We start from the raw sequence: 11,612 nt of genomic DNA on the forward strand, positions 1-11,612 counted from the left end.
TTTGCAGCCCTGTATTGGTTTACGGGAGATTGATATCGGTCCTGCGCTTTGAGACGATGGTCCCCAACAAGCGCCCGCCAGCTATCATGATAAGGGCGATGACCGGGGAAACGCCATGCCGATCGTCAGGGCCGACCGCCTCACGCGCATCAGCGCCGCCCTGCTCCAGGCGGCGGGAGCTTCCCAGGAAGAGGCCGATGCGGTCGCGACCGGCTGCGTCAACGCCAATCTCGCCGGCCACGACTCCCACGGTGTGATCGCGGTTCCCACCTATATCGACCGCATCAAGGCCGGGCACATCGTTCCCGGCGCGACATGGACCATCATCCAGGAATCGCCGACCACGACCGTAATCGACGGCCATTGGGGATTTGGTTTCCACGTCAACGCCAAGGCAATGGCGCTGACGATCGAGAAGGCGAAGACGGCGAACGTCGCCGCCTGCACCGTGTTCCGGCAGAGCCATGTCGGCCGCCTCGCCGCTTATCCGCTGATGGCGATGCGCGAAGGCATGATCGGGATTGCGACCGCGGACTCCGGCCGCTCGCCGAAGCACGTGGCGCCGTTCGGCGGCAAGGAGGCGCGGCTCGGCACCAACCCGATCTCGATCGCGGTGCCGTCCGATCTCGATGCGCCGTTCTACCTGGACATGGCGACCTCGGCGGTCGCCGCCGGCAAGATCCAGCTCGCTGTGGCCCGCGGCGATAAGATCCCGACGGGATGGATCATCGATGCCGAGGGACGGCACACCAACGACCCGACCCAGTATCGCAAGGGCGGCGCGCTGCTGCCGCTCGGCGGCACCGAGGGCTACAAGGGCAGCGGGCTTGCCGCCATGGTCGAGGTGCTGTGCGGCCTGCTCACCGGTCTCGGCTTCGGCGTCGAGCCGACGGGGCGGCACAATGACGGCTGCTTCATGGCGGTGTTCAACGTCGCCGCGTTCCGCCCGCTGAAGGAGTTCAAGCGCGAGGTCGCCGAATTCGCGCGCTATCTGAAATCGACCCCGCCCTCCGAGGGCAGCACGGGCGTCTACTATCCCGGCGAGATCGAGGGCGTGCGCGAGCAACAGCGGCTGCGTGACGGCATCGAGGTCGAGGATGCCACCTGGGACAAGCTGCGCGCGCTGGCGCGGGAATACCGGCTCGACACGGTGCTCGATCTGGCCTGACGCAATTCGGAGAACAGCAGCATGACGCGGCAGATGGTACTGGTCGGCTTCCTCCAGGCGCAAAACTGCACCAATTTGCCGAGCTCCTGGCGGCATCCGGACTCGCGCGACGATTCGATGTCGGCGGATTACTATCAGGAGATCGCCAGGATCCTCGAAGCCGGCAAGTTTCACATGGCCTTCTTCGACGATCGCCTGGCGATGCCGGACCGCTACGGCAACGACCACGCCCATACCGTCGAATACGGCATCCGCTGCGTGAAGATGGACCCGCTGATCGTGCTGACCACGATGGGCATGGTCACCGACAAGCTCGGCCTTGGCGCGACCTGCTCGACCACCTATTACGAGCCGTTCGACGTCGCGCGCCGCTTCGCGACGCTCGACTTGATGTCCGGCGGGCGCGCGGGCTGGAACGTCGTCACCTCGCTCAATGACGGCGAGGCGCTCAACATGGGCCGGGACTCCCATCCCGAACACGATTCCCGCTACGACCGCGCCGACGAGTTCATGGAGGTCGTCCTCGGCCACTGGGACACGTGGGAGGACGGCGCGCTCATCATGGACAAGAGGAGCGGCCGCTTTGCCGATCCGGCCAAGGTGAAGCGGCTCGATCACAAGGGAGCAGCCTTCAAGTCGCGCGGGCCGTTCACCGTGCCGCGTTCGCAACAGGGCCATCCTGTCATCATCCAGGCCGGCGCATCCGGCCGCGGCCAGCGCTTTGCCGGCCGCTGGGGCGAGGTGATCTTCACCGCCGCGCGCAACCTCGCCGCGGCCAAGGAGGGTTATGCGGCCGTGCGCAACGAGGCGGCCAAAGCCGGCCGCGATCCCGAGCAGATGTTCCTCTGCAACCTGACGACGCCGGTCTGCGGCGCGACCAAGGCCGAAGCCGAAGACAAGATGGCGCTGATCAACAAGCTGCCGCTCCAGATCGACGCGCTGTCGCTGCTCGCCGAAGCGCTCAATTACGATTTCGCCTCCAAGGACCTCGACGCGCCGCTGACCACGGAAGAGCTGAAGAGCATGCAGGGCATTCTGGGCATCCGCGACGGCGTGCTGAAGAATTCAGGCAAGAGCAATCCGAGCGCGCGCGATTTCGTCACCTTCTCCAGCCGCGGCCAGGTGCAGGACGCGATGGTCGGCGGCCCCAAGGAGATCGCGGACAAGCTCGAAGAGATGTTCGTCGAGCGCGGCTGCGACGGCTTCGTCATCGCGGCCACCTACGTGCCCGGCTCCTACGCCGATTTCGTTCGCCATATCGTGCCGGAATTGCAGCGGCGCGGCTTGTTCCAGAAGGACTATCGCGGCAAGACGCTGCGGGAAAATCTCGGCTTGAGGCGGCCTGCCGCCGGCGCCTGGAAGGTGCAGCCGCGCGATGCTGCGGAATAACTGGAGGATCCGACATGCGCTGGCTGAAATTCTCCGCCTCGGACAAGACCTCCTGGGGGATCGTTGAAGGCGACCGGGTCATCGCAATCGACGGCGATCCCTTCCGCGAATGGCAGCGCACCTCGCGCACGCTTCCGCTTGGCGAGGTGAAGATCGAGCTGCCGCTGATCCCGCGCACCTTCTATTGCGTCGGCCTGAACTATTTGAAGCACCTGAAGGAGGCCGCCGACAAGCGCGGCGAGGTGCCGGCCGTGCCTGACAGGCCCGAGATCGGCTATCGCGCGCAGAACGCGCTGATCGCACACGACGAGGAGGTCGTGATCCCCTCTTTCGCGACGGACAAGATCCACTACGAGGGCGAGCTCGTCGTCGTCATCGGCAAGAAGGTCAAACACCTCACCAAGCAGAACGCGATGGATTGCGTGTTCGGCTACACCATCGGCAACGACGTCAGCGAGCGCAGCTGGCAGAAGGCGGATCGCAGCCTGTGGCGCTCGAAGAACGCCGACACGTTCAAGCCGATGGGCCCGTGGATCGAGACCGAGGCGAATCTCGCCAGGATGGAGACCGTCGTCCGCGTCAACGGCAAGGAGACCAACCGCTTCTACACCAACGACATGATCTTCGGCGTGGTGCCGTTCCTGGTCGAGCTGACCAAGTACTTTACGCTATGGCCGGGCGATGTGATCTGGATGGGCACCGACGGCGCCTCGCCGGACATCAAGCACGGCGATGTCGTGGAGATCGATATCACCGGCATCGGCACGCTGCGCAATCGGTTCGTGCGGGAGCAACGGTAGATCAGCTCGCGCCGCCTGAGCGGCCCTTCACATGATCGATAAAGGCCCGCAACTTCGGCATGATTTGTCGGTGACCGGGATAGTACAGGAACACGCCCGGTGTCATCGGCGCGAATTGCTCCAGGACGGGAACGAGCTTGCCCGCCGCCATGGCACCGGTGGCCAGCGGTGCGGGCACTTGCGCAAGACCCACACCTTCGACGGCGGCTCCGAGCATCGTCGGAAAGTCGTTCGCGATGAAAGGTCCCGCAACCACAATCTCGATCGAACGACCGTTGTCGTCGAGCGACCATGACGCAAGCGCACCGTTCGATCGTCGCAATCTCAAGCACGCGTGCTCGCGCAGATCGTCCGGCCGCTCGGGCCGACCGCGGCGGGCAAGGTAAGCCGGGCTGCCGAGGATAATGAGCGGTAGCGGGTTCGTCAGGCGCACCGCGACCATGTCGGGGGCGATGAACTGGCCCAACCTGATGCCGGCGTCAAAACCTTCGGCTGCGAGGTCGACCAGCTCTTCGCTTGCGGCAAGCTCCACCTCGATCTCGGGAAATGCCCGACAGAACGACGCGATCAGCGGCTCCAGCAGGATCGGCACGACGGAGCGCGGCACGGTGAGACGCAGGAGGCCGGCCGGTCGCTGTCCGAGCTCGCGCCGCCCCGCTTGCCGCGACGAGCTCCTCGAAGGCGGGTCTGGCGCGCGCAAGGAATCTTTCGCCGGCTTCGGTCAAACCGACGCTGCGGGTCGTGCGGATGAAGAGCGCGGCGCCGACGCGCGCCTCGAGCGCGCGTATCGCCTGACTGATGGCCGATGGCGTGACCCCGAGCTCAGCTGCCGCTCGGCGGAAACTGCGATGCTGGGCGACACTCAGGAACGCCTCCACGCCGTCCAGTGCACCGTGCCTGACTGTGAAGTTCTGCTTCATAGCCCGTCAACATTATCGCGAATAGTAACTCGCGGGAAGCGGCCTTACATCCGAATTGCAAATGAGCCGTGCCGTCGCCGCAGCCGCCGCGATCGGAGACATGAAATCGATGAAGACAATCCGCGACGTCGTCCTGAACGTCGTCTTGGCAGTCACCCTCATACTCACAGGCGCAACCTCCATGGCCGATCCTTCACTTGCCCAATCACAGACCGCGGCGCCGACAACGGGGGTCATGGTCATCCTGACCGTCAAGGCGGGCGTCACCCGAGATCAGATCATGGCCGTCATGCCCGATGAAATCAGGCAGACCGTGCAGCTCTATCTCAACGGAACGGTTCGCGAATGGTATTCGCGATCCGACGGGCGCGGCGCCGTATTCCTGTTGAATGTCAGGGATGTCGCCGAGGGACACGCGATCATGGATGGCCTGCCGCTCGCGCGGCGGGAGCTCATGGACCACGACTACATCGCAGTCGGTCCGCTGATGCCGCTCGGTCTGCTGATGGCCAAACCCTGAGCGTCCGCCAACGCCGAACCGACCAGCTTCGACTGCACCCGGCCGGAGAGGCCACCACAAGGACATCCGAACGTGCCGCAAAGCTTCAACCTTCCCTTCGTGCTCAGCGTCGCCGGTGCTTTCCTGACAAGCGCGGTGGTGGCTTCGATCTACGTCTGGCCGGCACTCCGCGTCATGCCGCGCTACGAGGCCCTGAGACTGCTCGCGGCCTTCAACGCGTTCAGGTTCTTCGGCATGAATTTCATGGTGGCGGGATTCGTATCCGCGGAGTTGAGCCCGAATTTCGCCGCCGAGGTCGGATGGGGGGACCTTATTGCCGCCACTCTCGCGCTCGCGTCAATCGCAGCACTCTCCTGGCGATGGTCGATCGCAATTCCGGTGGTCTGGGCGTTCAACGTCTGGGGCACGCTGGATCTCCTGAATGCCTACTACATGGGCGTGACGAAAATCCAGGATCCCGGCCTCTTCGGCGCCGGCATTTATATTCCAGCCCTCTACGTGCCGCTGCTGCTCGTCAGCCATGTTCTCGTCTTCATGATTCTGGTGAGGTCCGGATCGGAAGAAGAAACGGCCTGACATGGCCGCTGGCCGCGATCTCGTGCGTCCACCGCAGTCGACCTCTCTCTAGGGAACGCCGATGAACAGCGATGCTGCTTCCGTTGCCGCCCCGGCCCAGCCTGCCATCCGGCTCGGCTTGATGTGGACCGTTCTATTCACGATCCTGTGGACCTGGCTGATCTACTCGCTCCCCGCACTTCCGCAGAGCGGTTTTCCGGCCCTCGGCGTTCGGCTGCTGGCCCATGGGCTCATTGCGCTCGGCCTGTGGCTCGGGCTCGAAAACACCGCGTTGACGCCAGAGCAACGCCGGGCGACCTGGCTGGTCGTCATGGTCTCCTTCACGCTTTGGGCTGCCCTCGCCTGGACGGCATCCATCAATGGTTCATTCCGCACGGGCGCCTCCTCCTTGCCGCTGCTTCCCGCGGCGATCCTGCTGCCAGTGATCGTCGGCACTCCGGTGCTGATGCTATCGAAGCGGGTCGGACAATTGCTCGATGCAATGCCGGCGACGTGGCTCATCGCCCCTCAGGTTTATCGCATCTTTGGCAGTCAATGGCTCGCTTACTGGCTGCGCGGGGTGCTGCCGGGCGTCTGGGCATTGCCGGCAGGAGCCGGCGACGTGCTGACCGGACTGTTCGCGGTGCCGGTGGCGATCGCCTTGGCGGCCGGGACGGCCGAGGGGCGGACAGGTGCGATCTTCTGGAATATCTTCGGCCTCGCAGACTTCGCCGTTGCGATCGCCCTGGGAATGGCGATGTCGCCTGGCCCGTTCCAGCTCATCGTTCCGGATGGCCCGAGCATGGCCATTGATACCTTTCCGAACGTGCTGACCCCGGCTTTCGTCGTGCCAAGCTCGATCCTGCTGCATGCACTGTCGCTGCGCCAACTGCGCCGGCGCAGCCGGACTGAGGCAGTGTGAGTCCCGTCGTTGTCTCAGAACGGCAGCGCCACGCCGGTCTTGATCTCCTTCAGCACCACATTGCTGCGGACATAGCGGATGCCGGGGATGCGGAACATGAACTCGTCGAGGAATCTGTTATAGGCCGCCATGTCCTGCACGACGACGCGCAAATGATAATCGGCGTCGCCCGTGGTCGCGAAACATTCCAGCACCTCGCGGCGCGTCGTGACCCTGGCCACGAATTCGTCGACGAACTTCGCATCGTGCCGCTCCAGCGAGACGTGGAGGATGGCCGACATCGTAAATCCCGCCTGCTCGCGCGCGACCAGCGCCGCATAGCCTTGGATGACGCCGCTCTCCTCCAGCGCGCGCACCCTGCGCCAGCAGGCGGAAGTGGACATGCCGATCTCGTCGGCGAGCTGCTGATTGGTGGCGCGACCATCCTTCTGAAGGTGGGCGAGTATTCGCGTGTCCTGTTCTTCGATCATGGAGGCCTCCCCGGGCCGAGAACATCTACCAAATTTGATTGCCTTGCGCAAAATTCTACCGAAATTTTGATATATGCGGGACAAATAGGTAAGACCTACCAGCCTCCCAGGCATAATCTTCCAGCTTCAGGCAGGATGCCGCGCGAGGTCCACCATGGACGCCATTCCGTCACTCGACGCTTACGAGCTCTCCGACCGCTACGACCGCGAGGACGGCCGCGTCTTCCTCACGGGTACGCAGGCCATCGTCCGCATCGCACTCGACCAGGCGAAGCGCGACCGTATGCGCGGTCTCAACACCGCCGGCTTCATCTCCGGCTATCGCGGCTCGCCGCTCGGCGGCATCGATCTCGAGCTGTGGCGCATCCAGGAGCGCCTCAAGCGGGACCGCATCGAATTCCTTCCGGCCGTGAACGAGGACCTCGCGGCAACCGCCGTGCTCGGCTCGCAACAAGTCGAGACGCAAGCGGAGCGCGAGGTCGATGGCGTGTTCGGGCTCTGGTACGGCAAGGGTCCCGGCGTCGACCGCTCCGGCGATGCGCTCAAGCACGGCAATGCCTATGGCTCCTCGCCTCATGGCGGCGTGCTGGTGGTCGCCGGCGACGACCATGGCTGCGTCTCCTCCTCGATGCCGCACCAGTCCGACGTCGCCTTCATGAGCTGGTTCATGCCGACGTTGCATCCAGCCGATGTCGGCGAATATCTGGCGTTCGGCGAATATGGCTACGCGCTGAGCCGCTTCTCCGGCATGTGGGTCGGCTTCAAGGCGATCTCGGAGATCGTGGAGTCAGGCGCATCCGTCGCGCTGCGCCCGCCGCGCGCCTTCCGCACGCCCGACTTCACGCCGCCGCCGGGCGGCCTGCATTATCGCTGGCCGGACCTGCCGGGACCGCAGATCGAGGAGCGGCTGGAGGCGAAGAAGCACGCGGTCTATGCCTTCGCAAAGGCCAATCCGATCGACCGCCACATCTACGACATTCCGAACGCCACCTACGGCATCGTCACCACAGGCAAGGCGCATCTCGACCTGATGGAAGCGCTGCGGCTGATGGGCCTCGATGAGGCGGCCTGCCGCAGCATCGGCATCGACGTCTACAAGGTCGGCATGGTCTGGCCGCTGGCGCTACATGACGCGATGGACTTCGTGAAGGGCAAGCGCGAGATCCTCGTTGTCGAGGAAAAGCGCGGCATCATCGAGAGCCAGTTCAAGGAGTATTTCTACGACTATCCCGGCACCAAGCCCGAGCGCATGGTCGGCAAGCATGACGAGCGAGGGGCGCGGCTGATCTCCTGGATCGGCGAATTGTCGCCGCGTGCGCTGGCTGGCGTGCTCGCCCGCCGGCTCGATCCGATGTTTCCGGGCCTCAATCTCGCCGCACGCGCGGCCGCCTTGATGCCTGAAGCCGCCCGCACGATCAACGTCAGCGGTGCGACACGTACGCCTTATTTCTGCTCGGGCTGCCCACACAACACGTCGACAAAGGTGCCTGAGGGCTCGAAGGCGCTGGCCGGCATCGGTTGCCACTTCATGGCGAGCTGGATGGACCGCGAGACGTCGTCGCTGATCCAGATGGGCGGCGAGGGCGTGAACTGGGCAGCGTCATCGAGATTCACCGGCAACAGGCACATCTTCCAGAATCTCGGCGAAGGCACCTACTATCACTCCGGCTCGATGGCGATCCGGCAGGCGATCGCCGCCAAGGCCAACATCACCTACAAGATCCTGTTCAACGACGCCGTCGCCATGACCGGCGGCCAGCCGGTCGACGGCCCCATCAGTGTCCATGCCATCGCGCATAGCGTCCGTGCTGAAGGCGTGGCGCGCATCGCGCTGGTGTCGGACGATCCCGCGCAATTTTCGCCGGCGGACCTGCCCATCGGCGTCACCATCCATCCGCGCGAGGAAATGGACCCCGTGCAGCGCGAGCTGCGCGAGGTCTCCGGCGTCTCCGTCCTGATCTACCAGCAGACCTGCGCCACCGAGAAACGGCGCCGCCGCAAGCGCGGGCAGATGGCCGACCCCAAGCGTTTTGCCTACATCAACGACCTCGTCTGCGAGGGCTGCGGCGACTGCTCGGTCGAATCCAACTGCCTCAGCGTCGAGCCGAAGGAGACGCCGTTCGGCCGCAAGCGGCAAATCAACCTGTCGACCTGCAACAAGGATTTTTCCTGCCTCAACGGCTTCTGTCCCAGTTTCGTGACTGTCGAAGGCGCGACGCGCCGGAAGAAGAGCGCGAGCCAGATCGACGCGGTCGGCCGCGCGGCGACGCTTCCCCTGCCCGCTCCCGTCGCGCTCGACCGTCCCTACGACCTGCTGGTAACAGGCGTCGGCGGCACCGGCGTGATCACCGTCGGCGCGCTGATCGGCATGGCCGCGCATCTCGAACGGAGCGGCGTCTCGGTCCTCGACTTCACCGGCTTTGCGCAGAAGTTTGGCCCGGTGCTGAGCTACATCCGCCTCGCCGCCTCGCCCGAAGCGTTGCACCAGGTCCGCATCGACCAGGGCGCGGCCGATGCGTTGATCGGCTGCGACCTCGTCGTCAGCTCCGCGCCGAAGGCGTCCGGCACCTATCGCCGCGGTACGCGCGCCGCTGTCAACACGGCGGAGATGCCGACCGGCGACGTCGTCCGCTTCCGCGACGCCGATCTCGCTTCGCCCGCCCGCCTGCGCGCGATCCGGCAGGTCGTCGGCAACGACAATCTCGACACCATCAACGCCAACGCGCTGGCCGAACGGCTGCTGGGCGATGCCGTCTATGCCAACATCATCATGCTGGGCTTTGCCTGGCAGCGCGGACTGATCCCCGTCTCGCTGCAAGCGCTGTTGCGCGCGATCGAGCTCAACGGCATCGCGGTCGAGCGCAACAAGCAGGCCTTTGCCTGGGGCCGGATCGCCGCCGCCGATCCGGACTCTCTGCCGAGGGCGGACGATACGCCCAAAACCGAGACGCTCGACCAGCTCATCGCCCGCCGCGCCGATTTCCTCACCGCTTATCAGAACGCGGCCTATGCGGCACGCTACCGGACGATCGTCAATAAGGTTCGCAACGCCGAAGCTGCGCTGAGCAGCGAGGCGATGACCGAGGCCGTCGCACGCGTGCTGTTCAAGCTGATGGCCTACAAGGACGAGTACGAGGTGGCGCGCCTGCACATGCAGACCGGCTTCCTCGACGAACTGAAGCGCGAGTTCGAGGACGGTTTTAGCGTCCAGTATCACCTTGCGCCGCCGTTCCTGCCGTCCGAACGCGACGCCCGTGGCCGTCCGCGCAAGCGCGCCTTCGGCCAGTGGATCCAGACGCCGCTTGCCCTGCTCGCGCGGTTGAAGGGGTTGCGCGGGACGCCGCTCGATCCGTTCGGTTACACCGCCGAGCGGCGCACCGAGCGGGAGCTGATCTCCTGGTATGAGGGCGTGATCGAACGAATGCTCCACGAACTCGACGCGGCGCGCCTGCCCGATTTCATTGCGATCGCCAAGGCTCCGATGGAGATCCGTGGCTACGGCCCAGTCAAGGACATCGCGGTCGCGAAGGTGAAGCCGGAGGTCGAACGGCGTCTCGCCGATGTGATCACAGAGCTGGCCCCGGTTGTTTGGACAGCGCCCCGCTGGATTTAAGTGGATTCCTGCCGGGTTATGCTGAACGCGGGGCTTTACGATTTTGTCGTTGCGTCGGGAGGGCGTAGCCCGACCAGAGCGACGACAAAATCGTCGGCGACGGTCATGCGGCCATCACCATAGCTTGCGTGCCGAAGTAAGCCTCGTCGGGCGTGCGCCCGTCAAGGCTCGAGTGAGGGCGTCCCTGATTGTAGAAGGCCAGATACTTGGCAATTGACGCTCGCGCCTCGGACACGCTGTCGTAGGCGCGGAGATAAACTTCTTCGTATTTGACCGTGCGCCAGAGCCGCTCGACAAACACGTTGTCGCGCCAGGCGCCCTTGCCATCCATGCTGATGGCGATCTTCGCGTCCAGCAGCACATCGGTGAACTCGAGGCTGGTGAACTGGCTGCCCTGGTCCGTGTTGAAAATCGCGGGCCTGCCGTGCTTCGCCAACGCCTCCTGGACCGCTTCGACGCAGAAGGCCGCCTCCATTGTGATCGAGACGCGATGGGCCAGGACCCGTCGGCTGAACACATCGACGACCGCCGCGAGATAGACGAAGCCACGCCGCATCGGAATGTAGGTGATGTCCATTGCCCACGCATGGTCGGGCCGCTCGATCTTCAATCCGCGCAACAGGTACGGGTAGATCTTGTGACCCGGAGCCGGCTTGCTCGTGTTCGGGCGACGATAGACCGCCTCGATCCCCATGCGCTTCATCAGCGTCGCGATGTGGCGGCGACCGGCGTATACCCCCTCCCGCCGCAGCAACGATCGCAGCATACGCGCTCCCGCGAAGGGATAATCGAGATGCAGCTCATCGAGCCGACGCATCAAGGCAAGGTCCTCGGCCGAAACTGGCCGAGGTTCATAGTAGACCGTGCTGCGAGCCAGCTTCAGGACCTTCGCCTGGCGCACGATAGAAAGATCATGACCGCGGTCGATCATCGCTTTGCGCTCAGCAGGCCCGCCTTGGTGAGCGCGCCGGACAAAAAATCGTTTTCCAACGCCAGCTCGCCGATCTTGGCATGCAACGCCTTCAAATCGACCGGCGTCTCGGCCGATGTCTTGTCATGCCCAAACACGCCGGCGGCGCCTTCCAGGAGCTGGTTTTTCCAGATCGTGATCTGGTTCGGATGAACATCAAACAGTTGCGCCAGCTCCGCCAGTGTCTTGTCTCCTTTGACCGCAGCCAAAGCAACCTTCGCCTTGAATGCCGGAGAATGCGTCCGGCGGCTCTTCTTCGTCATCTTCGCTCCTGATTCGCAGCAA

At 64.5% G+C, this 11,612-nt stretch carries 9 protein-coding genes and 1 pseudogene; 7 read left to right on the forward strand and 3 right to left on the reverse strand.

The annotated features are described in order from the left end of the window. Positions 1-115 precede the first annotated feature (115 nt). Genes BJA_RS38450 through BJA_RS38460 form a run of 3 tightly spaced genes read left to right on the forward strand, consistent with a single transcriptional unit; the run spans position 116 to position 3,357 of the window. Positions 116-1,168: an Ldh family oxidoreductase gene (locus BJA_RS38450; RefSeq protein ID WP_011090310.1), complete on the forward strand. Its 1,053-nt coding sequence runs from the start codon at positions 116-118 to the stop codon at positions 1,166-1,168. Between the two features lie 21 nt (positions 1,169-1,189). Next, complete coding sequence (locus BJA_RS38455; protein WP_011090311.1) at positions 1,190-2,557, forward strand: LLM class flavin-dependent oxidoreductase; 1,368 nt, start codon at positions 1,190-1,192, stop codon at positions 2,555-2,557. Positions 2,558-2,571: 14 nt separating this feature from the next. Then, on the forward strand, positions 2,572-3,357 hold the full coding sequence (locus tag BJA_RS38460; RefSeq protein WP_011090312.1) for a fumarylacetoacetate hydrolase family protein: 786 nt from the start codon (positions 2,572-2,574) through the stop codon (positions 3,355-3,357). A gap of 1 nt (position 3,358) precedes the next feature. Here the strand turns inward: BJA_RS38460 and BJA_RS38465 are convergent. After that, positions 3,359-4,277, reverse strand: a pseudogene (locus BJA_RS38465) (LysR family transcriptional regulator). A 61-nt stretch (positions 4,278-4,338) separates the two neighbouring features. Between BJA_RS38465 and BJA_RS43370 the strand changes: the two are divergent. From BJA_RS43370 to BJA_RS38480, 3 genes are all read left to right on the forward strand, one after another. Further along, a complete protein-coding gene (locus tag BJA_RS43370; RefSeq protein ID WP_011090314.1) occupies positions 4,339-4,797 on the forward strand; it encodes a hypothetical protein in 459 nt (152 codons plus the stop codon). Between the two features lie 72 nt (positions 4,798-4,869). After that, positions 4,870-5,373 carry a hypothetical protein gene (locus BJA_RS38475; protein WP_011090315.1) on the forward strand — a complete coding sequence of 168 codons (504 nt, stop codon included), beginning with the start codon at positions 4,870-4,872 and terminating at the stop codon, positions 5,371-5,373. Between the two features lie 61 nt (positions 5,374-5,434). After that, the gene (locus BJA_RS38480) at positions 5,435-6,274 is read left to right on the forward strand and encodes a hypothetical protein (protein WP_011090316.1); all 840 of its coding nucleotides are present in this window, start codon (positions 5,435-5,437) and stop codon (positions 6,272-6,274) included. Between the two features lie 14 nt (positions 6,275-6,288). Here the strand turns inward: BJA_RS38480 and BJA_RS38485 are convergent, their stop codons facing one another. Further along, positions 6,289-6,744 carry an Lrp/AsnC family transcriptional regulator gene (locus BJA_RS38485; RefSeq protein WP_011090317.1) on the reverse strand — a complete coding sequence of 152 codons (456 nt, stop codon included), beginning with the start codon at positions 6,742-6,744 and terminating at the stop codon, positions 6,289-6,291. Between the two features lie 154 nt (positions 6,745-6,898). Between BJA_RS38485 and BJA_RS38490 the strand changes: the two genes are divergently transcribed. After that, a complete protein-coding gene (locus BJA_RS38490; protein WP_011090318.1) occupies positions 6,899-10,357 on the forward strand; it encodes an indolepyruvate ferredoxin oxidoreductase family protein in 3,459 nt (1,152 codons plus the stop codon). Positions 10,358-10,460: 103 nt separating this feature from the next. On the opposite strand, the gene BJA_RS38495 is transcribed toward BJA_RS38490, so the two are convergent. Further along, positions 10,461-11,590 (reverse strand): IS3-like element ISRj2 family transposase gene (locus tag BJA_RS38495; RefSeq protein WP_109866565.1). Its coding sequence is split into 2 segments (ribosomal slippage): positions 10,461-11,338 and positions 11,338-11,590, totalling 1,131 coding nucleotides; the frame shifts between segments, so codons are not numbered across the junction. Between the last annotated feature and the right edge of the window lie 22 nt (positions 11,591-11,612).

This window comes from Bradyrhizobium diazoefficiens USDA 110 (assembly GCF_000011365.1).
Lineage (GTDB): Bacteria > Pseudomonadota > Alphaproteobacteria > Rhizobiales > Xanthobacteraceae > Bradyrhizobium > Bradyrhizobium diazoefficiens.